The organism is Bordetella genomosp. 10 (assembly GCF_002261225.1).
Lineage (GTDB): Bacteria > Pseudomonadota > Gammaproteobacteria > Burkholderiales > Burkholderiaceae_B > Bordetella_C.
In genome coordinates, this window is sequence record NZ_NEVM01000002.1 from 993,964 (window position 1) to 1,019,057 (window position 25,094).

A 25,094-nucleotide genomic window follows, 5' to 3' on the forward strand; every position below is an offset into this window, starting at 1 on the left:
GTTCGGATCAGAAGCGGACCGAGAGGCCGGCCACCGGTCCCTGGAGCGTGTTCGCCCATTTGGCGCGTCCGTAATCGGTGTGCTCGCGATAGTCCTGGTACAGCGCGCGGTAGCCGAGGCGCAGCATGGTGTCGTAGCCGAACAGCCGGACGCGGTAGCCCAGGTAGGCCTGGCCGTTGGCGCTGAGTCGCGAGCCCACGCCGAAACCGCCGATGTCGGCTTCGGCCGACAGGTTCCAGCGCTCGTCCAGGTCGGCCTGCACGCGCAGGCCGACGAAAGGGTCGGTCCAGTTCACGCGCGAGGAGGCGTCGCCGATGGGGCTGTCCAGGGCGCCGTGCATGGACGTCCAGCGCAGTCCCGCCGTGGGTTCGACGGCGAAGACGCGCGGCGTGCCGGCGAGCGTGTCGCCGCCCAGCGCCTGCTCGTAGACGCGCATGAAGGCGCCGGCGGTCAGCCAGTTGGCGCGCAGCCTGGCATGCGTGGACACGCCGTCGATGGCGTTGCGCTGTCCCAGGTTGGTGTAGACGTTGTCGAGGTAGAAGCCATAGCGGCCGTTGGTGGCCTCGACGTTGCCCATGAAGCTGAAATCGAGATCGTCGAAGATGGTGGAGAAGGGCAGGTGGAAGTCCGCGCGGCGGCCGGCCACGTCGGCATGTCCGCGCAGGGATGCCGCCCAGAGGTAGGGACTGGCGACGACATGCCAGCGATCGGGATCCGGCTCCGTGCCGGCCGCCTCCGCCATGCCGGCCATGGCGCACAGCATCGCCGCCAGCATCGTCCTGGCGCGGACCGCGGCGCGCGCCGTGAGCGGCCGCGCCGCTTCATGGCGCGCGCGGCCGCGGAGGTCCCGGTTGCCGGACCGAGGCGCGGAGAGGCGGGCGGAACGGGGCGTGAGCGAGGGGTTGCGGTATGGGCGAGGCATCTGCCGGTCTCCAGGCGGGTCGGTTCGCGTTGCAGCCTTGAGTCGTCCGGCTTGTTCCCCGGTTCCCGCGCGGGGCGCGTCGGCGCGAAACTCCCGGCACGCACACGCATGCGTCCTTTTCCTGGCGATATTGAGGCCGGCCGGCGCGGGGGAGTGAGTAACTTCGGGCCACCATTTGCGACAGCCGCCGCGCCGTTGCCGCCGTGGATTCGATGATCGCTTTATTAAGGTGAAAGTAAGCTTTTCAGGCCCGCGCCGCCCCGGTTCGCCGGCGCGCATACAATACGGCCCGCCCGAGCAACCGCGGGCGCGGCGACCCACAAGGATGCAGGCGCGGCGCGGACCTGGCCACTTTCCCACGCGGATCCGGCCATCTTCCCATAACCATTAGAAAGACCGCGCGGCCGCATTGCGCCATGCCGCGCGACCGTATCCAGGATTTCCAACGTGCTTGCCCCTATCACCCGATTGTTCCCCGTGTGGGCCGTGCTGGCTTCGCTGCTGGCCTATTTCTCGCCGTCCTCCGTGGCGGGTATCGCGCCGTACGTGACGACGCTGTTGACCATCATCATGCTGGCGATGGGCGTGACGCTGTCGCTGGGCGATTTCAAGCGCGTGTTCACGCGCCCCGCGCCGGTGGTGGCGGGTATCGTGCTGCACTACCTGGTCATGCCGCTGGCGGCCTGGCTGATCGCCAAGGCGCTGCGCATGCCGCCGGACCTGACGACCGGCATGGTGCTGGTGGGCAGCGTGGCCAGCGGCACGGCCTCCAACGTGATGATCTATCTGGCGCGCGGCGACGTGGCGCTGTCGGTGACGATCAGCGCGTTGTCGACGGTGGTGGGGATTTTCGCGACGCCGCTGCTCACGCGCCTGTATGTCGACGCCTCGATCGTGGTGGACGTGCACGGGATGTTGATCAGCATCGTGCAGATCGTGGCGCTGCCCATCATCGTCGGCCTGATCATCCATCATCTGTTCACCGGCTTCGTGCGCCGCATCGAGCCCATCCTGCCGCTGGTGTCGATGGTCTCGATCCTGCTGATCATCGCCGCCGTCGTGGGCGGCACGCAGCAAAGCATCGCCTCGGTGGGCCTGGTCGTCGCCGTCGGCGTGATCCTGCACAACGGGCTGGGCCTGCTGGGCGGCTACTGGGGCGGACGCCTGCTCGGTTTCGACGAGGCCATCTGCCGCACGCTGGCGATGGAAGTCGGCATGCAGAACTCCGGCCTGGCGGCGACGCTGGGCAAGCTGTACTTCACGCCCCTGGCCGCCTTGCCGGGCGCCTTGTTCTCGGTGTGGCACAACCTGTCGGGTTCTTTGCTGGCGGGATATTGGGCGGGCCGCAGCGCCAGAAAGAACGCCGCCGCCGGCGAAGGCGCGGCGGCGGAGTAAGGCAAGCCTCGAGGGGGCCCGCGAAGCGGTTACGGGGCGGGCTTTCTCGGGGTGGGCTTTCTCAATCCACGGTCGCGCCGGACATCTTCACGATATCGGCCCACCGCTTGATGTCGGCCTTGTGGATGCGCTCGAAGGCGGCGATGCTCGGATCGGCCGGGGGCTGGATGCCCTGCAGGTCGGTGAGCCATGCCTGGAACTCCGGCGTGCTGATGACTTTGATCACCGCTTCGCTCATGCGCTTCTGGATTTCCGGCGGCAGCTTGGCCGGACCGAACAGGCCGTACCAGGTGCTGCTTTCATAACCCTTGATGTTGCACGCCTCGGCGACCGTCGGCACGTCGGGCAAGGCCTTGATGCGTTGCGCCGTGGTGACGCCCAGCGCGACGACCTGGCCCGACTTCACGGCGGGCACGGACGGCGCGCTCTGGTTGAAGAAAAAGTCGACTTCGCCCGAGAGCAGGGCGGTCATCGCCGGACCCTGGCCACGATACGGGACGTGCGTGACCTTGATGTCGGCGCCGTGGGCGAACTGCGCGCCGGCCAGGTGGCCCGAGGCGCCGTTGCCGGTGGACGCATAATTCAGGACGCCCGGCTTGGATTTTGCCTGGGCGATCAGATCGCCGCAGGTCTTGATCTCGGGATGCTTTTTGGGATTGACCAGCAAAACGTTGGGAACATCCCCCAGCAGCGCGATGTGCGTGAAATCCTTTTCGACGTCGAAGGCGAGGCTCTTGTAGAGCGCCGCGTTGATGGCGTGCGTGCCGGCCGTGCCGAGCAGGAAGGTGTAGCCGTCGGCGGGGGCGCGCGCGACCACGTCGGACGCGACGTTGCCGCCGGCGCCGGTGCGGTTGTCGGCGATGATGGGAACGCCCAGTTCCTTGCTCAGGCCCTCGCCCAGCTTGCGGGCGTAGAGATCGGTGCCGGCGCCGCCGGGAAAGCCGCCGACGATGGTGATGGCGCGGGTCGGCCACTTGGCCGGGTCCTCGGCATGGGCGGCCGGCGCGAGAACGGCGGCGGCCACGGCCAGGGCGGTGGCGCTTGCAACGGTACTGACGGTGGCACTGACGGTGGCGCTTAAGGCGCGCAGCTTGAATGTCGAGCGCAGCATGAGTTTTCCCCTTCTATGTGTTGCGCTGGTGGAAAATGCGCGCCCCGCGGGCGCGCAGGATGGAAACTACAGGGCCGCCGTCACCATGATCTCGACGCGGATGTCGGGCGCGGCCAGTTCGACCGCGCCGCAGCAGCGGGCCGGCGCGTGGCCGGGGAAGATCCAGGCATCGTAGACCTCGTTCATGGCCTGGAAGTCCTTCATGGTCGACAGCCAGATGGTCACGTTCAGCGCCTTGGACTTGTCGGTGCCGGCGGCGGCCAGCATTTCGTCGATCTTGGCCAGCACCTGGCGGGTCTGGCCGGCCACGTCCTGGGCGCGGTCGTCGGCGGTGTGGCCGGCGAGGTAGACGGTGCCGTTGTGGATGACGGCGCGCGAGCGGCGCGCGTTCTGGTCGAGGCGCGTGATGGGTTGGCTCATTGCTGGGTTCCGATGCCGGATTCGCGGCGGGCGTGGTTGAGGGCGGCCTGGATCAGGTTGTCGCTGGCCTCCGGCGTGCGGAAGGCCGAGTGGGCCGACAGCGTCACGTTGTCGAGCTTGGTCAGCGGGTGGCCGGCGGGCATGGGCTCGGTGACGTAGACGTCCAGGCCCGCATGCAGCAGCTTGCCCGATTGCAGCGCTTCGATCATGGCTTCTTCGTCGACCAGCGCGCCGCGCGCGGTGTTGATCAGGATGGCGCCGTCGCGCATGCCGGCGATGCGTTCGCGCGAGATCATGCCGCGCGTTTCATCGGTCAGCAGCAGGTGCAGGGAGACGACGTGGCTCTGCGCCAGCAACTCTTCCAGCGACACGAAATCGACGCCGTCGGCGCTGCGCGGGGTGCGGTTCCAGGCGATGACCTTCATGCCGGCGCCGCGCGCCAGGCGAGCCATTTCCGCGGCGATGCCGCCATAGCCCACCAGGCCCAGCGTCTTGCCGGTCAACTGCACGCCGTCCGAGCGCAGCCAGTTGCCGGCGCGCATGCCGCGATCCATGCGGGCGAAGCCCTTGGCGGCCGTCCACATCAGGGCGAACGCGCACTCGGCCACGGCGGTATCGCCGTAGCCCTTGATGATGTGCACCTGGATGCCGATTTCCGCCAGCGCTTCCGGATCCATATACGAACGCGGGCCGGTGCCCAGGAAGACCACGTGCTTCAGCGCCTTGCACTGGCGCGCGATGTCGACGGGGAAATGGGTATGGTCGACGATCATGATCTCGGCGTCGCCGAGCACGCCGGGAACCTGATCGGGCGTGATGTCGGGCTGCCGGTTGATGGTCAGCGGCAGGTCGCCGGGCTGGTGCAGGCGTTCGGCGACCGCGGCGAGCGTCGGATTGGCGTCGATGAAGCAGGCTTTCATGGGACTCCGTGATAGAGAGGGTATGTTGATCGAAAGAGGCGTCAGGCTTGCAGCCGCGCCTCGGCGAAATCGGCGAGGGCGTTGCCCATGTAGATCTCCGCGTAGCCAGTGCGGGTCAGGGCGACGACATGGTCCTGGTACTGGACGATATGCGCGTTCATCAGCGCTTCGACGCGGGCGAGATCGCGGGCCTGCAGGGCGCGCACGATCTCGGGATGGTCGTTGCGGGTGTCCTGCCGGCGGGACTTCAGGTCCAGCCAGCGGGCGAAGCGGATGCGCTCGTTGATCGAGCGCACCGAGCGCAGGAATTCTTCGTTGCCGGCCAGCGCCGCCAGGCGTTCGTGGAAGGCTTCGTCGCGTTCCAGCAGATGCAGCGCCTGTTCGTCGGTTTCCGGCGTATCGCGGTCCTGTTCGGTGAAATCGGCCAGCTCGCGCAACTGCTCGTCGGTGGCCCGCCGGCAGACCAGGCGCACCACGCCCAGTTCGACGGTGGCGCGGTATTCGTACAGATCGAGGATCTGCCTCGCGTCCAGCGGCCGCGCGGAATAGCCGCGATTGGGCGTGGACACCAGGAAGCCTTCGGCGGCGATGCGGTTCAGCGCTTCGCGCACGGGCGTGCGGCTGACGCCCAGGCGCTTGGCCAGCTCGACCTCGTTGACGCGCTCCCCCGGCCGCAGGCGGAAGGTGGTCGCCATGGCCTTGATGCGGGCATAGACCTGGGCGGGCGTGTTGGCGGCGGCGTGCATGGCGTGGGCGGTTGGCGGATTCGGCGGACGGATAAGTGCGGATAGGTCTGTATACAGTTCCGTATTATCTATGCTCCCGCCGCGCTCGGGCAGTTTTTCTTGCTGGGGATTTCCCTAGTGCCTGGTCCCGGATATTCGCAATCCTGAAGTCGCGCCTTCGCATCCATTTTTTGCCGCCGGGCCGCCCCAAGGCAAAAACGCCCCCCTCGGGGGCAGCAAGCAGCGCAAGCTGCGCGGCGTGGGGGCCTTTTTTGGGACACGCCGGGGCCGCCTTATCCTCCAGCCGCCGCCGTTCCCTGGACTTGCCCGGGCAAATGCACCTTGAGGAAATCGACCAGGCAGCGCACCGCCGGCGGCACGGTCGCCGACCACGGCCGCAAGGCATGGATGGTCTGCCCGAAGAAGCCGATGACGCGCCAATCCGGCAGGATGGGCACCAGGTCGGCCGTATCGGCCAGCGCGCTGAAATCGGGCAACAGGCCGATGCCGAGCCCGCCGCGCACGGCGTCGCGCAGCACTTCGCTGTTGTTGGCGCGGAAGCGGCCGCGGATGGGGACGTCGATGCGCGTGGGCGCGCCCGCGCGTGGAACGAAGGACCAGACGTCCGCGGCGCCCGGCCGCAGGTAATGCAGGCAGACGTGGCCGCTCAACGCCGCCGGATGGGAAGGCACCCCGTGCCGGGCCACATAGTCCGGGCTGGCCAGCAGGCCGGCTTCCGTGCGCAGCAGGGGCCACGCGACATAGGATTCGGGCACGCTGTCGGCGTGGCGCACCGCCAGGTCGAAGCCCTCGTTTTCCAGGTTGACGAAACGGTCGGCCAGCTCCAACTCCAGCGTCACCTCGGGATAGGCCTGCAGGAAAGGCGTGACCAGCGGCGCCAGGTGCTGCCGCCCGAAGGCCACGGGCGCGCTGACGCGCACCAAGCCGCGCGGCTGGTCCATGGTCTGGCGGGCGGCATTGACGCTGTCATAGAGGGCGCCGAAGGCGTTCTGCGCGCCGCTCACCAGCAACTGGCCGGCTTCGGTCATGGAGACCGAGCGCGTGGTGCGGCGGACCAGGGGCAATCCCAGGCTGCGCTCCAGATCGTGGATGCGGCCGCTGACCGAGGCCTTGGAGATGCCCAGCCGCCGCGCGGCCTGGGTGAAGCTGCGGGTCTGGCTGACCACCGTCAGCAGGTAGATGTCCGCGACATGGGGGGCGATGGCGTCGGCGCTCATAGGGGCAAGGGCGAATCCAGATATTGTTCAAAATATCGAACACTAATATCACATTTTGCTGACTTATCAAGCCGCGCGTGCTTGCCTAGACTGCGGTGGTCACACATATTGAGCGGCGAATCCTGAATATTCGCCCCAGTGATCGCCCCACGCACAGCGCACCCGGCCAGCGGGCCGGCGCGGCGCACCGGATACGAACCAGGAGGATAAACATGGCTACCAACACCCAGACCCCCGTCGTCGGCCACTGGATCGACGGCAAGGCCGTCACCGGCGCCGGCGCGGGCCGTTCGCCCATCTACAACCCGGCCACCGGCGCCGTCAGCGCGCAAGCGGCCCTGGCCGCGCCGGCCGACGTCGACGCCGCCGTGGCGTCCGCGCGCGCCGCCTTCCCGGCCTGGGCCGACACCCCGCCGCTGCGCCGCGCGCGCATCATGTTCAAGTTCCTGCAACTGCTGCAGGAAAACCGCGAGCGCCTGGCCCATGCGATCACCGCCGAACACGGCAAGGTGTACGAAGACGCGCTGGGCGAAGTCGCGCGCGGCATCGACATCGTCGAATTCGCTTGCGGCATCCCGCAATTGCTCAAGGGCGACTACACCGAGCAGGTGGCCGGCGGCCTGGACAACTGGACCGTGCGGCAGCCGCTGGGCGTGGTGGCCGGCATCACGCCGTTCAACTTCCCGGTCATGGTGCCGATGTGGATGTTCCCCGTGGCGCTGGCCACCGGCAACACCTTCGTGCTCAAGCCCAGCCCCATCGACCCGTCGCCGTCGCTGCTGCTGGGCGAGCTGCTCAAGCAGGCCGGCCTGCCGGACGGCGTGTTCAACGTGGTGCAGGGCGACAAGGATGCCGTGAACGCGCTGCTGGAGCATCCCGACGTCAAGGCGGTGTCCTTCGTCGGCTCGACGCCGATCGCCAACTACATCTACGAGACCGGCGCGCGCCACGGCAAGCGCGTGCAGGCCTTGGGCGGCGCCAAGAACCACATGGTGGTGATGCCCGACGCCGACCTGGAACAGACCGCCGACGCGCTGATCGGCGCCGGTTTCGGCTCGGCCGGCGAGCGCTGCATGGCGGTGTCGGTGGCCATGCTGGTGGGCGACGTCGGCGAGCGGCTGATTCCCATGCTGGTCGAACGCGCCAAGACGCTGAAGGTGCGCAATGGCGAGGATCGCGCCGCCGAGATGGGCCCCATCGTCACGGCCGCCGCCCATGCCCGCATCACGGGCTACATCGAGCAGGGCCAGAAGGAGGGCGCGCAGTTGCTGGTCGATGGCCGCGGCTTCGACGCCAAGCAGGCCGGCGACGGCTGCGAGAACGGCTTCTGGATGGGCGCCACGCTGTTCGACAAGGTGACGCCGGAGATGCGCATCTACAAGGAAGAGATCTTCGGACCGGTGCTGAGCTGCGTCCACGTCAAGGATCTCGCCGAGGCGGTGGCCCTGATCAACGCCCACGAGTTCGGCAACGGCGTTGCCTGCTTCACGCGCGACGGCCAGGTGGCGCGCGAATTCGGCCGCCGCATCGAAGTCGGCATGGTCGGCATCAACGTGCCGATTCCGGTGCCCATGGCCTGGCAGGGCTTCGGCGGCTGGAAGCGGTCGCTGTTCGGCGACATGCATGCCTATGGCGAGGAAGGCGTGCGTTTCTACACGCGCCAGAAGAGCATCATGCAGCGCTGGCCGGACAGCATCGGCAAGGGCGCGGAGTTCACGATGCCGACGCCCGGGGGCGTCTGAGCGGCTCCGGCCCTGGAGCAACTTCCGGAGGGGCGCGCGGACGGCGACGGCGGTAATATGCCTGCCATCGCGCCGCGTGGCGCTCCGGGAGGCCTGCTCTACATGACCGCATCGAAAACGGCGCCGGCGGCAAAGCCGGTTGCCAAGAAAGCCTTGGCGGCAAAATCCGCCGTCAAGAAATCGGGGGCGACGGCGTCCGCCGCCAATAAGACCCCGGCGAAGAAGGCTCCGGCAGCCGCGCGTGCCGCGAAGCCCGCGCCCGCCGTCGTTTCCGATGGGACGGCGGCGTCCCGGCCGGCCGCCGATGCGCCGGCGGTGCATCGTTGCGCCTGGGCGGGCGAGGACGCCCGCATGCGCGCCTACCACGACGACGAATGGGGCGTGCCCGAGCACGACAGCCGGGCCCTATGGGAAAAGCTGATGCTGGACGGTTTCCAGGCCGGCTTGTCGTGGCGCACCATCCTCCACAAGCGGGACGCGCTGCGCAAGGCCTTCGCCGGCTTCGATCCGGCCAAGGTGGCGCGTTTCACCGGGAAGGACGTCGAGCGCCTGATGCAGGACGCGGGCATCGTGCGCTCGCGCGCCAAGATCGAGGCGACCATCCGCGGCGCCCAGGTCTACCTGGAGATGGCGAAAAACGGCGAGGACTTCGCCGAATTCTGCTGGTCCTTCACCGGCGGCAAGCCGGTGCGCACGGACGGCGGTCCCCGCGTGGCGAGCAGTCCGGTTTCCGAGCGGATTTCCAAGGAATTGAAGCGGCGCGGTTTCAAATTCGTCGGCCCGGTCATCGTCTACGCCTGGATGCAGGCCGTGGGCATCATCGACGATCACGACCGGGCCTGCTTCCGCCGCACCTCCGCGTAGGACGGCCGGCTATCGGCCGGTGTCCGGATAATTCGGGCCCGGATCGCTGAATCCGCCGTTGCTCCACGGGTTGACGGCGCCCGGATGCGGCGGCCCGGGATGGTCGAAGCGGCTGTCGGCGCAGCCGGCCAATAGCGCGGCCGCGACGGCCGCGGCCAGGCACCATGCGCCGGCGCGGCGCATGGCGGGCGGATGGACGGTGGGACGATTCTGCATGATGGGACTCCTCGTGCGTGCGCTGACGGCGGTAGGGTAACGCAACGGCCGTGCCCGCAGGCACATTTCATGCTGTTCCGGCGGTTTCATCACGCCTCGGAGCATCGTCATGGCTGGCACCGCATCGCGTACCCTCTGGAAGGGCGCCATCTCCTTCGGCCTGGTCCACATTCCGGTGGGCCTGCATACGGCCACCCGGGAATCCGGGGTGGATTTCGACTGGCTCGACAAGCGCACCATGGATCCGGTGGGCTACAAGCGCATCAACAAGCGCACCGGCCGGGAAATCGACCGCGAGAATATCGTCAAGGGCGTCGAATACGAGAACGGGCAGTACGTCATCATTTCGCCCGAGGAAATCGAGGAAGCCTATCCCCGCACCACGCAGACCATCGAGATCCTGCGCTTCGTCGAGGCCGGGGCCGTGCCTTTCGTCTACCTGGAACGCCCGTACTACGTCGCCCCGATCAACAAGGGGCAGAAGGTGTATGCGCTGCTGCGCGACACGCTCGCCAAGGCGGGGAAGATCGCCATCGCGAAGGTGGTGATCCAGACCAAACAGCATCTGGCCGCGCTCATCCCCTCCGGCGACGGCCTGGTGCTGGACCTGATGCGCTGGGGCGACGAGGTCAAGCCGATGGACGAGTTGGACCTGCCCAAGGCCGGCGCCAAGGGCATGTCGCCCAGCGCGGCCGAATTGAAGATGGCGCGCATGCTGGTCGACGACATGACCGGGGAATGGGATCCGGACGAGTTCAAGGACGAGTTCCGCGAGGCTATCATGGGCTTGGTGGAGAAACGCGCCAAGGCCGGCCAGACGGAGCAGGTGTTCGAGCCGGAGGAAGAAGCCCCGGCCCATGGCGACAATGTGATCGACCTGACGGCGCTGCTGCGGCAGAGCCTGGCGGGACGCAAGGGCGGCGCCGCCGGCAAGACGGCCTCGAAGGCGGTCGCGAAGAAGGCTGCAAAGAAGGCCCAGGCGGCGCCGAAAAAGGCGGGAAAAGCCGCCGGGACCACGCGCAAGCCGGCGGGTAAATCGGCAGAGAAATCGGCCGGCAAACCGGCGGGCAGGGCGGCCGCCGGCGCGGCAGGGAAACGCCCGGGCAAATCAACGGCGCGTGCGTCCACATCGGGGACGGCGCGCAAGGCGGCTTGATCCATGGACGATACGCTCAAGACCTATCGCGCCAAGCGCGACTTCAAGGCGACGACGGAGCCGGCCGACGGCGGCCAGGCGCATCCCGACGCGCCGGCCTTCGTCATCCAGAAACATTGGGCTTCGCGCCTGCACTACGACTTCCGGCTGGAGCTGGACGGCGCCATGAAAAGCTGGGCCGTGCCCAAGGGACCGTCGCTCGATCCCACGGTCAAGCGCATGGCGGTGCAGGTGGAGGATCATCCCATCGCGTACAACCAGTTCGAGGGCACGATTCCGGAGGGCCATTACGGAGCCGGAAAAGTCATCATTTGGGACGAGGGCACCTGGACGCCGCTGGGCGACGCGCGCAAGGGTTATCGCGAGGGACACCTGAAATTCGAGCTGCATGGCGTCAAGCTGCACGGCCGCTGGGCCCTGGTGCGGATGAAGGGCAAGTCCGAAAAGCAGCCGCCCTGGCTGTTGATCAAGGAAAAGGACGACGAGGCGCGCACGGATCGTGAATTCAGCGTGGTCGACCAGATGCCGGACAGTGTCGTGCCCCTGCGCGGCGATGGGGGCGGGAAGCCGCGACGCGCGCCGGCCGCGAAGGACGCGGCCGGCGCGGTATCCGCGCAAGGGGGAGGCTCCCCGCGGCAGGCGGAAGAAATCGAGCGCGCCTCCGCCGCGGTGCCGGCGTCGCCGGCGGATCCGCCCGGCGTGCCCGCCGCATTGCCGGAGACGCTCCAGCCGCAACTGGCGACGCTTTATACGGGCGCGCCGCCCACCGGCCAGGAATGGATCTACGAACTGAAATTCGACGGATACCGCATCCTCGCCCGCATCGACAACGGCGACGTGCGTCTCTATACGCGCAACGGCAACGATTGGACCGGACGCCTGCCGCACCTGGCGCGGGCCCTGGCCAAGCTGCCCATATCCGACGGCTGGCTGGATGGCGAGATCATCGTCCCGGACGACGAAGGCCGTCCCGATTTCCAGGCCTTGCAGAATGCCTTCGACAGCGACCGCACCAAGGGCATCGTGTACTACCTTTTCGATGCGCCTTACCTGAGCGGCCGCGACCTGCGCGGCGTGCCGCTGGAGGAAAGGCGCGGCTGGCTGGCGAAGGTGCTGGCGCGCGGTCCCGGCGACCCCTTGCGTTTCAGCGAGACCTTCGACGCGCCTCCGGCCGACCTGGCCGCCTCGGCCTGCCAGATGGGTTTCGAGGGACTGATCGGCAAGCGCCGCGAGGCGTCCTATGTTTCCCGCCGCTCGCCCGCGTGGATCAAGGTCAAGTGCGGCCAGCGCCAGGAGTTCGTCATCGTCGGCTACACCCCGCCGCAGGGCAGCCGGCGCGGGCTGGGCGCCTTGCTGCTGGCGGTCAACGAGAAGGACGGCGCCCTGCGCTACGCGGGCAAGGTCGGAACCGGCTTCGACGACGCCATGCTGGATCGCCTGTACAAACGCCTGTCGCCCATGGAGACGGACAAGCCGCCGGCGCGGCTGAGCGGCAGGCCCGCCGAGCGTTCGGTGCAATGGGTCAGGCCGGAGCAGGTCGCGGAGGTCGCCTTCGGCGCGTGGACCGACGGCGGCCATGTGCGTCACGCGGTGTTCAAGGGACTGCGCGAGGACAAGCCGGCAAGCGACATCACGCGCGAGCGCGCGGTCGGCGAGAAGGACCTGAAAGTGCCCGTGGCGAAGGCGGACGCGGAGGAGGACAAGACGGACAAGGCAGACAAAAAGGCCGGAACCGCGAGCGCGACCGGAACTGCACGCGCGGCCAAGGCCAAGGCGGAGAAGGCGAACGGCATGACGGGAAAATCGACAAGCCATGGCAGGCGCGGAAAGAACGCCGAGGACCAGGACTCGGGCAAAGGACTGCGGCTGACGCATCCCGACCGGATCATCGACGCCAGCACGGGCGCCACCAAGCTCGACCTGGCGAGGTTCTACGGCCTGGTGGCGCCCTTGCTCCTGAAGCACCTGGACAAGCGTCCCGTCTCGCTGGTGCGGGCGCCGCAAGGCATCGATCACGAACTGTTCTTCCAGAAGCATCTGGAAGCGCCGATGCCGGAGGTTCGAACGCTGCCCGAGGCGCTCTATCCGGGCCATCCGCCGCTGCTGGAAGTGCCGACGCCCACCGCCATCATGTCGGCCGTGCAGATGAACACCGTCGAATTCCATACCTGGAACGCGGTGTACACGGCCATCGGCACGCCCGATCGCATGCTGTTCGACCTGGACCCCGGCGAGGGCGTGCAGTGGGCGCAGGTGGTCCAGGCCGCCGAACTGGTGCATGCCATGCTTGACGAACTGGGCCTGAAGGCTTGGCTCAAGACCAGCGGCGGCAAGGGGCTGCACGTCGTCGTTCCGCTACGCAAGCAATACGGCTGGGACACGATCAAGGATTTTTCGGCCGAGGTGACGCGCCGCCTGGCGCGCACGCTGCCGGATCGCTTCGTCTCCAAGAGCGGCCCGAAAAACCGCGTCGGCCGCATTTTCGTCGACTATCTCCGCAACGGCTTCGGCGCGACCACCGTGGCCGCATGGTCGGCCCGTTCGCGGCCGGGACTGGGCGTGTCGGTTCCCATTACCTGGGACGAGTTGGGCAAGGTGAAAAGCTCGGGCCAATGGACGATAGGCAACATACAGGAAAGGCTGGATGTCGCCGACAGTCCATGGGACGACTATGCGCCGCAGGACGTGCGTCCCGCCATGCGGGTCCTGGGATTCAAACCGAACGAATAGGTCTTGGGAAAGGCGGGATGGCGGTCGCGGCTGGGGGCCATGCCCAGGCGCGCGGGTGCGGCGGGGAGGATCGCGGACATATCCATATCGCGAGACCGTCGTTCCCGTAAGCGATGCGCCGACATAGCATCCGGATGGTTTCCATCTGGGTGCCGTATCTTGAGTTCACGCAGACAATTCCTGGAGAAGGCCGCGGCGCTGGGCGTATCGGCGGCGGTTCCTTCCGCCGCCGGCGCGCAGGCGCCGGCAGCCGCGCTCCCGCAGCCCGGCGGCGCGCCGGACGTTCCCTTGCCCGTGCCGCCCTGGTCCAGGACGCCGGGCGCCCCGGTCGGCGGGCAGCCCTACGGCAAACCCTCCGCATTCGAAAAGCGCGTGGTGCGCGGCGTGCGGGCCACCGACAAGCAATATCTCTCGTCGTCCTCGCGCACGCCCATCGCCGAACTGGACGGCATCATCACGCCCAACGGCCTGTTCTATGAGCGGCATCACGGCGGCGTGCCGGATATCGATCCCGCGCAGCACCGCCTGCTCGTGCACGGCCTGGTGGAAAGAGAGCTGCTGTTTTCCGTCGAGGATCTGCGCCGTTTCCCCTCCGTGTCGCGCATCCATTTCCTGGAATGCTCCGGCAATCCGGGCTTCGACGTGCACGGCAAGACGGCAGCCGAGGCCAATGGCCTGATCAGTTGCGCGGAGTGGACGGGCGTGCCGCTGCGCACGGTGCTGGAGGAAGCCGGCCTGCGGCCCGAAGCGCGGTGGGCGGTCGCCGAGGGCGCGGACGCGGCGGCCATGACGCGCAGCGTGCCCATCGAGAAATGCCTGGACGACGCCTTGCTGGTGTACAGCCAGAATGGCGAACGGCTGCGGCCGGAACAAGGCTATCCCTTGCGGCTGCTGCTGCCGGGCTTCGAAGGCAATATGAGCGTGAAGTGGCTGCGGCGCCTGCACCTGACCGCGCAGCCGGTCTACTCGCGCGAGGAAACCGCCAAGTACACCGACCTGATGCCTGACGGCACCGCGCGCCAGTTCACCTTCCACATGGAAGCCAAGTCCATCATCACCGCGCCCTCGGGCGGACAGCGCCTGTCCGGTCCCGGCTTTCATGAGATCCGCGGCATCGCCTGGAGCGGCCGCGGCAGGATCCGGCGCGTGGAAGTCTCGGTCGACGAAGGCCGGACGTGGCGGGACGCGCGCCTGCAGGAACCGGTGCTGAGCAAGGCGGTGACGCGCTTCAATTTCCCGTGGCGCTGGGACGGCGCGCCGGCGGTCATCCAGAGCCGCGCCATCGACGAGACCGGCTACGTGCAACCCGCGCTGGAAGACCTGGTGAACGTGCGCGGCCTGAATTCGGGCTATCACAACAATGCCATTACGCCCTGGCGCGTGGCGGCCAGCGGGGAGGTGAGCAATGCGCGCCTGTAGGAAATCCGTGCCCCGGCGCCCGAGGCGTGTCGTCGCCTTGCCCTTGCTGGCGGCGTTTTTCGCGGCCGCGACAGTGCACGCGGCGGGCGGGCCTCCCCATGGTCCCTACGGCTTGGGCACACTCGCCACGCCGCGCCAGATATCGGGCTGGAACATAGACGTCGCGCCCGACGGCAAGAACCTGCCGCCCGGCAGCGGCACGCTGGACCAGGGCCAGCGCGTGTATGCCGCGCAATGCGCGGCCTGCCATGGCGCCAAGGGCGAGGGCGGCATCGGCGATCGCCTGGCCGGCGGCTTCGGCACGCTCAAGGACAGGAAACCGATACGCACCGTCGGCAGCTATTGGCCCTATGCCACGACGCTCTTCGACTACATCCGCCGGGCCATGCCGCTGACCGCCCCGCAAAGCCTGAGCGACGAGGACGTGTACGCGGTCACTGCCTACGTGCTCGCGCTCAACGGCCTGTGGCCGGAGAACCAGCCGGCCAATGCGCGGACGTTGTTGAAGATCCGCATGCCGAACGTCAACGGCTTCGTGCCGGACCCCAGGCCGGACGTGCCTTGATGCAACGTCCGTTCCCCAGTGGCGGCACTACTCGGGCTTGATGCCTCCCTTCCGGATCACCGCCGTCCATTTGGCCACTTCCGTCCGTATCCGCTGTTCGAATTCGGCCGGAGTGCTGCCGACCGGATCGAAGCCCAGGCCGGTCAGCTTCTCATGCAATTCCCCTTGCCGCACCGATTGCCCCAGCGTGGAGGACAGTCGGTCGACGATGCCGTCCGGCGTCCCCGCGGGCGCCACCAGGCCGAACAAGGGCGTCGTGTCCACGCCGGGAAGACCGGCTTCGCGGAAGGTCGGCACGTCGGGCAACTGCCGCAGCCGTTCGGGCGTGGTCACCGCCAGCGCGCGCAGGCGGCCGGCCTTGATGTATTCGAGCAGGGTGGGAACGGTGGCGAAGGCGAATTGCACCTGGCCGCCCAGCAGGTCCGTGAAGACCGTGCCGCCGCCGCGATAGGGCACGTGCAGCACCCGCACGCCGGCTTCCTGCTTGAGCTGTTCGCCCGCCAGGTGAGGCGCGCTGCCGACCCCGGCCGATCCGAAGGACAATGAACCGGGTTGCGCCTTGGCCAGCGCCAGGAAGGACGCCAGGTCGTGGGCCGGCACGGAAGGGTTGACCACCATGACGAAGGGCGCGGTCGCCATCAGCGAGATGGGCGCGAAGTCCTTCAGCGTGTCATAGGGCAGCTTCGATCCCAGCAGGCCGGGATTGATGGTGAAGGCCGAGTCGACCATGCCGATCGAATAACCGTCCGGCGCCGCCGTCGCGACCGCGCGCGTGCCGATGGTCGTGCCGCCGCCGCCGCGATTCTCGATCACGAAGGTCTGGCCGAATTGCTGGCCGTACACCTGCGCGGCCATGCGGCCCAGCGTGTCGGTGGCGGCGCCGGGTGGATAGGGCACGTAGAACCGCACCGGTTTGTCGGGATAGGCGGCGGCGCGGGCGGGGGCGGCCCAGGGCAGCGCGGCGGCCATGCCGAGGCCGGCGGCGCGCGAGAAGAATTGACGGCGTTGCGGATTCATATCGTCTCCAGGCTCCAGACTCCAGGCGCCGGGATGCGGCGCCTGCGCAGGGGCGTTTTAGTGGCTAGTGGCTGTATTGGCCGGCCGCCAACGCGGCCTCCGGGTCGGCGCCCAGGCCCGGTCCGTCCGGCACCCGCACCCAGCCTTTTTCTATGGGTACGCTCAGCCCGTAAGGCACGTGGGCCAATTCGACATAAAGGCGCTCCAGCGCCACTTCCTTTTGCTGCGCCGCGATCAGATGCAGGCTGGCGAGGTAGCCCGGGCCGAAAAAAGCCACCTGCGGCGCGCAGGCGACCGGCCCGTCGCCGCAGCGTTGGGCGATGCGCCAGGCGGCGCTCAGTCCCAGCTTGATGACGCTGGGCTGCACGTACTGCACGACGGCATCCTCGGCCATGCGTTCCAGGGCCAGGGCATTGGCGGCATTTTCGCCCACGGCCAGCGCGATGCCGCAGGTCTCCTTCAAGCGCGCCAGCGCGCGGTCGTCCTCGGGCGTCCAGAGCGGTTCCTCGATCCAGAACGGATCGTGGGGCGCCATGGCGGCGATGGCGGCGGGCGCTTCGTCCGGCAGCCAGGCGCAGTTGGTGTCCACCATGATGGGAACGCCGGGACCGGCGGCGCGCCGCGCGGCGGCCAGGGCGTCGGCGGTGCGCTCGTGCAGCTTGATCTCCGTATAGCCCTCGTTCAGCGCGCGGGTGGTCACCGCATCGAGCTTGCCGGCATCGCCGTAATACTGCAGCAGCGAGGCATAGACGCGCACGCGGTCGCGCCGCTTGCCGCCCAGCAATTCATGAAGCGGGACGCCGGCGCGCTTGGCGCGCAGGTCCCATAAAGCGATATCGAGTCCGGCCAGCGCATGGACCACCGGTCCGGACCGTCCCAGATTGTGCAGCGCACGCTGCATGGTCGGGAGCAGGGTGGCGTCGTCGCCGTCCTTGCCGCGCGCCAGCGGTTCGATCAGCGTTTCGAATATCGCCGTCAATGCGCGTGGTTCCACGCAATAGGATTCGCCCCAGGCCACGGCGCCGTCCTCGGTACGCACACGCACCAGGGCGCTGTCCAGCTTGTCGCGCGGCCGGCCGGCGAACAGGGGCGGCGGGCTCCAGTGATGGAAAGGCAGGCGCATGGGAATGCACTCAACGGAGACGATGGCGTTGGCGGGCATGGAGGAGGGACGGCCTTTCGTTGGTATGGGATTGATAGGGGTTGGGATAGGTCGATATGGCCGGCATTCTTGCGGCGTCCCACCATATGGTCAAATAGATAATCTGACTATTTCCATATGGTTTTCATATGATCAGCCGCCGTGAGCTCACCTTGCTGCGCGCGATGTACCTGCATGGCACGGTGACGGCGGCCGCGGCCGCCTCGGGCATGACGCAGCCCGCCGCCAGCGCCTTGCTGCGCGACATGGAAGTGCGCCTGGGTTTCGCCCTGTTCAGCCGCGAACACCGGCGCCTGCGCCTCACCAGCCAGGGCCGCGCCTTGATTCCCGAGGCGCTCAATGCCCTGGCGGGCCTGGAGGCGGTGGACCGGATGGCCGGCGACATTCGGCAGGGGGCGCAGGCGCGGCTGGCCGTGGGCGCCGTGGCCATCGCGGCGTCCAGCCTGCTGCCGGCGGCGTTGGCCGGAATGCGGCGCGCGCATCCCGCCGTGGCGGTCACCGTGCGCGCCGGCACGGCGCTGGACATCATCGAAATGGCGGTCGACCATCGCATCGACCTGGGCATCCTCATCGGCTCGCCCGAGACCGACCAGCGCGTCGCCAGCCAGCCCTTGGGACCCTTGGGCTTGTATGCGGTCTTGCGGCGCGATCATCCGTGGGCGCGGCGCAAGACGCTTGCGCTGGAGGAGGTAGCGGAGGCGGGACCTATCGTGCTCGCCACGGCCTTGCCGGCGGGCCGGGCGACCCGGCAGGCGCTGGACGCGCGCGGATTGCCTTACCGGCCCATCATCGAAGTCGTGCAATCGTCGGCGGCCTGCGCGCTGGCCGCGGAAGGGCTGGGCGTCGCCATCGTCGAGAGCCTGGGCGCGCACTATGCGCGGCGCCAGGGGTTGGCGGCGCGCCACCTGCTGGACGTGGAGGAGCCGGCGCTGGCCCTGGTGTGGCCGCGCGACCGCGCGATGAGCGCGGCGGCGCAGAGCCTGCGGGACGGCTTGCTTGCGCAGGCGCGGCTGCGCCTGCGCGCTTGAGGATCAGTAACGGTAGGAAGGCGGCGGAGGCGGCGGCGGGGCGTCGTGGTCATGATGCCAATCGCGGTCGCGCCGGTCGTAGTCGTGATGGTCGCGTTCGACGACGCAGCCCGTCAGCAGGAAGACGGGCAGGAGCAGAGAGGCGATAAGGATACGAGTCATAGGGGCGCTCTTGGTGTCAGATCGTTGTGATGTCAGATCGTTGTAAGACCAGGCCCGCGGCATCGCGGCGTTGCCGCGCCGGCCGCTGGCCATGCTACACGGACGGCATAAGCAACTGCCTAGCAAGCAGCAGGCCCGGCCGGCATTTCGTGTAGGCTGGAATCTTAGACCGTCGCCGCTGTCCTAACGGTTTCTCGATCAGGCGGTGTGTATCGCCATCTAACATCCCATCTTCAACATCCCACATCCCAACATCCAACATTCGTCAGGAGCCTCCCATGTCCCATAGAACCGCCCTGGCCGTCGCCCTGCTTGCCGCGCTGCCGCAGATGGCGTGGGCGCACGCGCATTTGAAGCAGTCGAGTCCCGCCAAGGATGCGGTGGTGCAGACGTCGCCGGCGCAAGTCACGGCCAGCTTCACGGAAGGCCTGGAGCCCGCGTTCTCGTCGTTGACGCTGGTCGATGCGGCGGGCAAGCCGGTGGACGGCGCCAAGGCCGCCCCCGCGCCGGGCGACGACAAGACCCTGGTCCTGCCCGTCGCCACGCCTTTGCCGGCGGGGGCCTACACCGTCAAGTGGCAAGCCCTTTCCAAGGACGGCCACAAGACGCAAGGCGATTGGTCTTTCACGGTGAAGCCGTAATGGCCGTCGTGGCGCCCGGTCATGCCGCCCATGCGCTGACGCCGCGGTGATGTCCTTGTTCGCCGTTTTCGCCGCCAGCCGTTTCATCGCCTATGCCAGCGGCTTGCTGCTGTTCGGCGCCAGCGCCATGCTGGCGATGGTCGGAAGCCCATCCCTGGCGCAATCCGCGCGGGCGCGCCTGCGCACGCTCATGCTCGCCGCCGCCGTCCTTGGCGTGGTGTCCGTCCTGCTGTTGCTGCCTTTGCAGACGGCCTCCATTGCCGGCGATCCCCATGCGATGCTGGATCCGTCCATGCTGGGCACGGTCGCCTGGCAGACGCGCTATGGACAGGCGTGGCTGTTGCGCGTGCTGGGCGTGCTGGTATTGCTCGCCGTGGTGCGGTCGGCGCCCCAAGGCGAGGGCGCGCCGGTCTCGCGGGACGCCTGGCAGGCCCTGGTCGCCGCCCTGGCCCTGGCGCCGCTGTGCCTCAGCGGCCACGCCGCCATGCAGGAGGGCGGCGCGGGCATGGTGCATGCCTTGGCGGACTTCATCCACTGCCTGGCCGCCGGCTTCTGGCTCGGCGCGCTGCCCGTGTTCCTGCATTGCCTGCGCGCCTGGGAGCAGCCCGATGCGCGCGCGCCGGCGGGCCGCGCCCTGATGCGCTTCTCCACGGCCGGCCACGTGGCCGTCGCCCTGTTGCTGGCGAGCGGGGCGGTCAATGCCTGGATGATCGTGGCGCCGGCGGGACTGGACATCGGCGCCGCCTATCAACGCCTGCTGCTGTTGAAGATACTGCTGGCGCTGGCGATGACCTTGCTGGCCATCGTCAATCGCTATCGCTGGATACGCCGCCTGCGGGCGGCGCGCGAACAGGCCCTGGCCCGCATCCGCCGCAATTCCGTCGCGGAGCTGGCGCTGGGCGCCTTGGCCCTGGCGGTCGTGGGATGCCTGGGGCTGATGGCGCCTGGGCCCATGTCCTGATTCCTGGCGGGGAGATCCCGCAAGCGGCGATATGATTCCGGCGCCGCCGGTCAATTGGCCCGCGATTCCAGCGGCGTGCGATTCAGGAAACGCTCGAAGGCGGTCAGAAAGGCCTGTTCCGGCGCGGTCAGCTTGCGCTGCTTGTGCCAGGTCAGGAAGACGTCGATCTCGGCCACGCTTTCTTCGGGCGGCAGGCGGCGCAATTCGCCGCCGAGTATGTCCTGGCGTATCAGGTGCTCGGGAAAGAAGCTCAGTCCGACGCCGGCCACCACCAGCCGGCGCAGTTCCTCGATATGCGGCGAGGTGCCGACGATGCGGCCGGTGAACCCGCGCTGGTCGCGGAAGATGGTCAAGGGCGACAGCGTGTCGCCGATCTGGTCGCTGGCGAAGCAGACGAAATTCTGGTCCATCAGGTCTTCGATCACCACGCGGCGCTTGGAGAACAGCGGATGGTGGCGGCCGCAGACAACCGCGTAGCGATGGCGCAGGAACAGGCGCCGGTACAGCGACTCCACCGGCTTGCGGCACAGGCAGATGCCCAGCGCCGGCACGCGCTTGGTCAGGGCGTCCAGGATGGCGGCGCTCTGCTGGACGTCGATCTGGAATTCGATGCGGGGATAGCGGCGGTGGAAATGCGCCAGGAAGTCGTCATAGGCCGAACTCTGCACGCGGCTCATGACCAGCAGGCGCAGCGTGCCGGCGACTTCGGCGGTGTCCTGGTCCTGCAGCGCCGCGGTCTCGATGCGCGCCATGGTGCCGTACATGTCGCGGGCGATGGCATAGACTTCCTCGCCCAGGCCGGTCAGCCGGAATTCGCCGTTGCGGCGGTGCAGGAGCAGGCCGCCCACGGCGTCCTCCAGCCGCTTGAGCGCCTGGCTGACGGCCGGCTGGCTCAGGTGCAGCACGCCGGCGGCGCGCCCGATGCCGCGTTCCTGCACCACGAACATGAAGGTGCGCAGCAGGTTCCAGTCCATGCGCTCGTGCACCAGCGGCAGCGAGGAGGCGGGTCGATTCGAAGAAGATGCCAATGCCATGAAATCGCGCGGGAGGTCGGTCGTCGGCTCCCGGCCGGCGTAGCCCCGGGAGCCGTCCGGGCCGTCATCCCTCCCGCGCGCCCCGTCGGTGGGGATCAAGCGGCGGCCAGGCCGGTGAAGAACCGGGTGGCGTTGGATTCCAGCCCTTCGATATAGTAGCCGCCTTCCTGCACGATGACGGTCGGCAGCTTGAACTCGCCGACCGCGCGTCCCAGTTTTTCGAATCCGTCCTCGCTGACCGCGACCATCGCCTGCGGGTCCTTCTCGAAAATATCGAAACCCAGCGACAGCACCAGGGCGTCGGGCTGGAACAGCGCGATGGCCTTGCGCGCCTGCGCCAGCTTGTCGAAGAACACCGATTCCGGCGAGCCGTGCGGCATGGGCAGGTTGATGTTGTAGCCGTAGCCCGCGCCGGCGCCGCGTTCGTCCTCGAAGCCGGTGACCACCGGATAGAAGTTCTCCGGGTCGCCGTGGATGGAGACGTAGAGCACGTCGTCGCGCTCGTAGAAGATTTCCTGGATGCCCTGGCCGTGGTGCATGTCCGTGTCCAGGATCGCCACCTTGCCGAACTTGCGGCGCAGGTGCTGCGCGGCGATGGCGGCGTTGTTCAGGTAGCAGAAGCCGCCGGCCGCGTCGCGGCGGGCATGGTGGCCGGGCGGCCGGCACAAGGCATAGGACTGGCGCTGGCCGGCCAGCAGGTCCTCGGCGGCGGCGATGGCGCACTGGGCCGCCCAGTAGGCCGATTGCCAGGTGTGGGGCCCGACCGGGCAACTGCCGTCGGCCAGGTAGCGCGCGGCCTGGGCCAGCACGCCGCGCAGGGCATTGCGCTCGCGCACGAACACGTTGGACACCACTTCGTCGCCCCAGTCGCCGGGCAACTGCTTCCACATGGCGTGGGCGTCCTGCAGGAAGCGCAGGTAGTCCAGCGAGTGCACCGCGGAAATCGGGCCGGCGCCGTGGTCGGCCGGCGCCTGCACGTCGAAGCCCAGCTTGCGGGCCGCGCCGACCAGGCCGTCCAGGCGGGCCGGGATTTCCTGCGGGGTGCGCATCTTGCCGCGCGAGAAATAGGTCTGCGGATGATGCAGTTTCTGGTCTTCGTGAAAATAGGCCTTCATGCCTGGTTGCTCCCAAAGTGCAAGGCGGCGCTGCCTTGCCGGCGCTTGGCGTTCAGGCCCAGCACGGAAAGCAGCGACAGCAGCGAGATGATCGTGAACAGCAGGGCGAGCGGCATCCAGTCGCCCTTGAATTTCTCCGCCAGGATGGTGCCCACCAGCGGCGTCAGCCCGCCGAAGATGGCGCCCGACAACTGATAGGCCATGGAAATGCCGGTATAGCGGATGCGGGTGGGGAAGCAGTCGCTGACGTAGCCGGCGACCACCGCGTAGAACGCGCTCATGAACAGCACCGCGATGGCGACGCCGGCGGTGATGGCGGCCAGCGAGCCGCGGTCCACCAGCGCGAACATGGCGTAGGGCGTGAACAGCGACAGGAAGGACGTGATGGCCAGGAAGCGCAGGTTGCCGATGCGGTAGGCGATCCAGGCCGACAACGGCGTGATGAAGAACTGCATGATGGACACGACCAGCAGGCAGTCCAGGATCACCGCGCGGCTCATGTGCAGGTACTGGGTGGTGTACGCGATCATGAAGGTGTTGGTGAAGTAGAAGCCGGCGATGCCCAGCACGTTGGCGCCCACCGCCAGCGCCAGCATGCCGGGCGCGCCGGTCAGCACTTCCACCAGCGGCGCGCGCGTGGCCGGCCCGCGCTTGGCCTGGGCTTCCCGTTCCCGCAGGAAGTCGGGCGATTCATTCACGCTCAGGCGGATGACGAAGCCGACCACCAGCAGCACGGCCGAGAACAGGAAGGGCACGCGCCAGCCCCAGCTCAGGAAGGCCGCGTCGCCCAGGCCGGTCATGATCTTGAACATCACGGTGGACAGGATCAGGCCGGCGGGGCTGCCCAGTTGCGCGAAGGACGCGAAGAAGGCGCGCTTGTCCTTGTCGGGCGAATGCTCGCCCGCCATCAGCACCGCGCCGCCCCATTCGCCGCCGACGGCGATGCCCTGCACCACGCGCAGCAGGACCAGCAGCACCGGCGCCCAGATGCCGATGCTGTCGTAGGTCGGCAGCAGGCCGATGAAAATGGTCACCAGGCCCATCATCAGCATGGTGATGACCAGCGATTTCTTGCGGCCGATGCGGTCGCCGATATGCCCGAACAGGGCGCCGCCCAGCGGCCGGGCGAAGAAGCCCACGGCGAAGGTGCCCAGCGAGGCCAGGGTTCCGTAGAAGCCGTTCGCCGACGGGAAGAAGAGCTTGCCGAAGACCAGGGCGGCGGCGGTGGCGTAGATGTAGAAGTCGTACCATTCGATCATGGTGCCGACGAAGGCGGCGGCCGAGGCGCGCACCGGTTGGTGCGCGGTCGAGGCGGTGGCGGCATTTCCCCTCATGTCTTGTCTCTCGAAGTGGGTTGAGGTGTGGGAGGCCACCGTTATACGCCCGCCGTCCGCCAGAAGAAAAATTCTGTTTTCTTATTTTTGCCATTCACCAGATTTATGAGGGATAACCCTTGTTTATAGGGGTGAACCCTTGGATTTCGGGGCCGGCTGGCAGGGGAATGACGGCTTTCAAGTTTATTTTTTAGGTGTCTATTCCTGAATGATAGGATTCAGGAACTTCCCATGAAGTCGGCGTATCCCTGTCGTATCCCTGTTTCCTGGAACGGGACATGACATATCTGGAAGACGCGCCCCGGTTTCGCACCTTTGTCGAGCGCGTGGGCAGCGCCGTCGGGCAGGGCGGCGCCGCAACGGCAATTGCCGGACCGGGCCGGCGGGCTAGACCAATTCGTCCTGGTGACCCAGCAAGGCCGAAATCGCCCGCGCGCAGGCCTGGACCTCGGGCACCCATTGCTTGATCTTGGCGGCGGTGAAGCGGTCCAGCGGGCCGGAGATGCCGATGGCGGCGACCGGGTCGTCCAGCGCGTTGAAGATGGCGACCGCGATGCCGCCCACGGTGTCGCGCCATTCTCCGCGATTGATGGCGTAGCCGGCGCGGACCGTCTTGCGCAATTCGTCCTTGAGGCGCGGCAGCGAGGTCAGGGTGGCGGACGTATGCTTGTCGAGCTTGCCGGCGTGGCTTTCCAGATAGCCGTCCGGCTGGAAGGCCAACAGGGCCTTGCCGGTGGCCACGGCGTACGCGGGCGCGCGGCCGCCCACCATGGAATAGGCCCGGATGGGCTGGGGGCTGTCGATCTTGTCGATATAGACCACGTCCATGCCGTCCAGCACCGAGAGGTGCACGGTTTCACCGGTCTTGCCGGCGAGTTCCCGCATGTAGGGCGTGGCCAGGCGGCGCACGTCGAGCTTGCCCAACTGGCGCGCGGCCAGCTCGAACAGGCGGATGCCGCCGCGGTAGCCGCTGCCGTCGTCGTTCCGGGTCACGTAGCCGGCGTGCATCAGCGTTTGCAGGGTGCGATGCGTGTTGCTGCGCGTCAGCCCGACACGCTCGGCCAGCGCGTCGATGGTCTGGGGCGGGGCGTCGACGTCGGTGACCGCCTCCAGCACCATCAGTCCCTTGAGCAGTGTCTTGTCCATATCAATTCCCGAATATTGGGACGGCTAACTTACCACACGGCAGAGGCCGCGTCGGCGCCGGACGGACGGAA

At 68.0% G+C, this 25,094-nt stretch carries 25 protein-coding genes; 10 read left to right on the forward strand and 15 right to left on the reverse strand.

The window, feature by feature from the left end:
- Window positions 1–7 precede the first annotated feature (7 nt).
- Window positions 8–922 (reverse strand): hypothetical protein, encoded by a 915-nt coding sequence (locus CAL29_RS13770; RefSeq protein WP_094853552.1) that lies wholly within the window; start codon window positions 920–922, stop codon window positions 8–10.
- 447 nt (window positions 923–1,369) lie between these two features.
- Here CAL29_RS13770 and panS point away from each other — a divergent pair, with 447 nt between their 5' ends.
- Window positions 1,370–2,317, forward strand: a complete 948-nt coding sequence (gene panS / locus CAL29_RS13775) for a ketopantoate/pantoate/pantothenate transporter PanS (RefSeq protein ID WP_094853553.1) — start codon at window positions 1,370–1,372, stop codon at window positions 2,315–2,317.
- Between the two features lie 61 nt (window positions 2,318–2,378).
- Here the strand turns inward: panS and CAL29_RS13780 are convergent, their stop codons facing one another.
- The 5 genes from CAL29_RS13780 to CAL29_RS13800 all read right to left on the reverse strand — a co-directional run bounded on the left by CAL29_RS13780 (window position 2,379) and on the right by CAL29_RS13800 (window position 6,731).
- Complete coding sequence (locus tag CAL29_RS13780; RefSeq protein ID WP_094853554.1) at window positions 2,379–3,428, reverse strand: Bug family tripartite tricarboxylate transporter substrate binding protein; 1,050 nt, start codon at window positions 3,426–3,428, stop codon at window positions 2,379–2,381.
- A gap of 66 nt (window positions 3,429–3,494) precedes the next feature.
- Window positions 3,495–3,848 carry a RidA family protein gene (locus CAL29_RS13785; protein WP_094853555.1) on the reverse strand — a complete coding sequence of 118 codons (354 nt, stop codon included), beginning with the start codon at window positions 3,846–3,848 and terminating at the stop codon, window positions 3,495–3,497.
- Entirely contained in the window at window positions 3,845–4,768 is a 924-nt protein-coding gene (locus tag CAL29_RS13790) for an NAD(P)-dependent oxidoreductase (protein WP_094853556.1), read from the reverse strand. The genes CAL29_RS13785 and CAL29_RS13790 overlap by 4 nt, the downstream gene beginning before the upstream one ends.
- Before the next feature lie 41 nt (window positions 4,769–4,809).
- Complete coding sequence (locus CAL29_RS13795; protein WP_094853557.1) at window positions 4,810–5,514, reverse strand: GntR family transcriptional regulator; 705 nt, start codon at window positions 5,512–5,514, stop codon at window positions 4,810–4,812.
- 272 nt (window positions 5,515–5,786) lie between these two features.
- Complete coding sequence (locus CAL29_RS13800; RefSeq protein ID WP_094853558.1) at window positions 5,787–6,731, reverse strand: LysR family transcriptional regulator; 945 nt, start codon at window positions 6,729–6,731, stop codon at window positions 5,787–5,789.
- A 212-nt stretch (window positions 6,732–6,943) separates the two neighbouring features.
- Between CAL29_RS13800 and CAL29_RS13805 the strand changes: the two genes are divergently transcribed.
- Window positions 6,944–8,473, forward strand: coding sequence for a CoA-acylating methylmalonate-semialdehyde dehydrogenase (locus CAL29_RS13805; RefSeq protein WP_094853559.1), 1,530 nt, complete (start codon window positions 6,944–6,946; stop codon window positions 8,471–8,473).
- 98 nt (window positions 8,474–8,571) lie between these two features.
- Here the strand turns inward: CAL29_RS13805 and CAL29_RS32005 are convergent, their stop codons facing one another.
- The gene (locus tag CAL29_RS32005) at window positions 8,572–8,826 is read right to left on the reverse strand and encodes a hypothetical protein (protein WP_179284015.1); all 255 of its coding nucleotides are present in this window, start codon (window positions 8,824–8,826) and stop codon (window positions 8,572–8,574) included.
- Between CAL29_RS32005 and CAL29_RS13810 the strand changes: the two genes are divergently transcribed.
- The gene (locus CAL29_RS13810) at window positions 8,825–9,337 is read left to right on the forward strand and encodes a DNA-3-methyladenine glycosylase I (protein ID WP_179284016.1); all 513 of its coding nucleotides are present in this window, start codon (window positions 8,825–8,827) and stop codon (window positions 9,335–9,337) included. The genes CAL29_RS32005 and CAL29_RS13810 overlap by 2 nt on opposite strands.
- 9 nt (window positions 9,338–9,346) lie before the next feature.
- On the opposite strand, the gene CAL29_RS13815 is transcribed toward CAL29_RS13810, so the two are convergent.
- Window positions 9,347–9,553: a hypothetical protein gene (locus CAL29_RS13815; RefSeq protein ID WP_143277662.1), complete on the reverse strand. Its 207-nt coding sequence runs from the start codon at window positions 9,551–9,553 to the stop codon at window positions 9,347–9,349.
- 109 nt (window positions 9,554–9,662) lie between these two features.
- On the opposite strand from CAL29_RS13815, the gene ku reads away from it, so the two are divergent.
- The 4 genes from ku (at window position 9,663) to CAL29_RS13835 (ending at window position 15,423) form a co-directional block, all read left to right on the forward strand.
- Entirely contained in the window at window positions 9,663–10,709 is a 1,047-nt protein-coding gene (gene ku, locus CAL29_RS13820) for a non-homologous end joining protein Ku (RefSeq protein WP_094853560.1), read from the forward strand.
- Window positions 10,710–10,712: 3 nt separating this feature from the next.
- On the forward strand, window positions 10,713–13,439 hold the full coding sequence (gene ligD, locus CAL29_RS13825) for a DNA ligase D (protein WP_094853561.1): 2,727 nt from the start codon (window positions 10,713–10,715) through the stop codon (window positions 13,437–13,439).
- Between the two features lie 156 nt (window positions 13,440–13,595).
- On the forward strand, window positions 13,596–14,858 hold the full coding sequence (soxC, locus tag CAL29_RS13830; protein WP_256977507.1) for a sulfite dehydrogenase: 1,263 nt from the start codon (window positions 13,596–13,598) through the stop codon (window positions 14,856–14,858).
- Window positions 14,845–15,423 (forward strand): c-type cytochrome, encoded by a 579-nt coding sequence (locus CAL29_RS13835; protein WP_094853563.1) that lies wholly within the window; start codon window positions 14,845–14,847, stop codon window positions 15,421–15,423. The genes soxC and CAL29_RS13835 overlap by 14 nt, the downstream gene beginning before the upstream one ends.
- Before the next feature lie 27 nt (window positions 15,424–15,450).
- On the opposite strand, the gene CAL29_RS13840 is transcribed toward CAL29_RS13835, so the two are convergent.
- Together CAL29_RS13840 and CAL29_RS13845 are read right to left on the reverse strand one after the other, a co-directional pair.
- Window positions 15,451–16,440, reverse strand: a complete 990-nt coding sequence (locus CAL29_RS13840) for a Bug family tripartite tricarboxylate transporter substrate binding protein (protein WP_094853564.1) — start codon at window positions 16,438–16,440, stop codon at window positions 15,451–15,453.
- Window positions 16,441–16,504: 64 nt separating this feature from the next.
- A complete protein-coding gene (locus CAL29_RS13845) occupies window positions 16,505–17,602 on the reverse strand; it encodes a mandelate racemase/muconate lactonizing enzyme family protein (protein WP_094853565.1) in 1,098 nt (365 codons plus the stop codon).
- Between the two features lie 128 nt (window positions 17,603–17,730).
- Between CAL29_RS13845 and CAL29_RS13850 the strand changes: the two genes are divergently transcribed.
- Complete coding sequence (locus CAL29_RS13850; RefSeq protein WP_094853566.1) at window positions 17,731–18,630, forward strand: LysR family transcriptional regulator; 900 nt, start codon at window positions 17,731–17,733, stop codon at window positions 18,628–18,630.
- 3 nt (window positions 18,631–18,633) lie between these two features.
- On the opposite strand, the gene CAL29_RS31600 is transcribed toward CAL29_RS13850, so the two are convergent.
- Complete coding sequence (locus CAL29_RS31600) at window positions 18,634–18,792, reverse strand: hypothetical protein (RefSeq protein WP_179284017.1); 159 nt, start codon at window positions 18,790–18,792, stop codon at window positions 18,634–18,636.
- A 278-nt stretch (window positions 18,793–19,070) separates the two neighbouring features.
- On the opposite strand from CAL29_RS31600, the gene copC reads away from it, so the two are divergent.
- Both copC and copD read left to right on the forward strand, forming a co-directional pair.
- Window positions 19,071–19,433 (forward strand): copper homeostasis periplasmic binding protein CopC, encoded by a 363-nt coding sequence (copC, locus tag CAL29_RS13855; RefSeq protein WP_094853567.1) that lies wholly within the window; start codon window positions 19,071–19,073, stop codon window positions 19,431–19,433.
- Between the two features lie 49 nt (window positions 19,434–19,482).
- Window positions 19,483–20,394: a copper homeostasis membrane protein CopD gene (copD, locus tag CAL29_RS13860; RefSeq protein WP_094853568.1), complete on the forward strand. Its 912-nt coding sequence runs from the start codon at window positions 19,483–19,485 to the stop codon at window positions 20,392–20,394.
- 50 nt (window positions 20,395–20,444) lie between these two features.
- On the opposite strand, the gene CAL29_RS13865 is transcribed toward copD, so the two are convergent.
- The 4 genes from CAL29_RS13865 to CAL29_RS13880 all read right to left on the reverse strand — a co-directional run bounded on the left by CAL29_RS13865 (window position 20,445) and on the right by CAL29_RS13880 (window position 25,023).
- Entirely contained in the window at window positions 20,445–21,428 is a 984-nt protein-coding gene (locus CAL29_RS13865; RefSeq protein WP_094853569.1) for a LysR family transcriptional regulator, read from the reverse strand.
- A gap of 95 nt (window positions 21,429–21,523) precedes the next feature.
- Complete coding sequence (locus tag CAL29_RS13870) at window positions 21,524–22,543, reverse strand: histone deacetylase family protein (protein ID WP_094853570.1); 1,020 nt, start codon at window positions 22,541–22,543, stop codon at window positions 21,524–21,526.
- Window positions 22,540–23,877 (reverse strand): MFS transporter, encoded by a 1,338-nt coding sequence (locus CAL29_RS13875; RefSeq protein ID WP_094853571.1) that lies wholly within the window; start codon window positions 23,875–23,877, stop codon window positions 22,540–22,542. The genes CAL29_RS13870 and CAL29_RS13875 overlap by 4 nt, the downstream gene beginning before the upstream one ends.
- A 387-nt stretch (window positions 23,878–24,264) precedes the next feature.
- On the reverse strand, window positions 24,265–25,023 hold the full coding sequence (locus tag CAL29_RS13880) for an IclR family transcriptional regulator (protein ID WP_094853572.1): 759 nt from the start codon (window positions 25,021–25,023) through the stop codon (window positions 24,265–24,267).
- Window positions 25,024–25,094 lie beyond the last annotated feature (71 nt).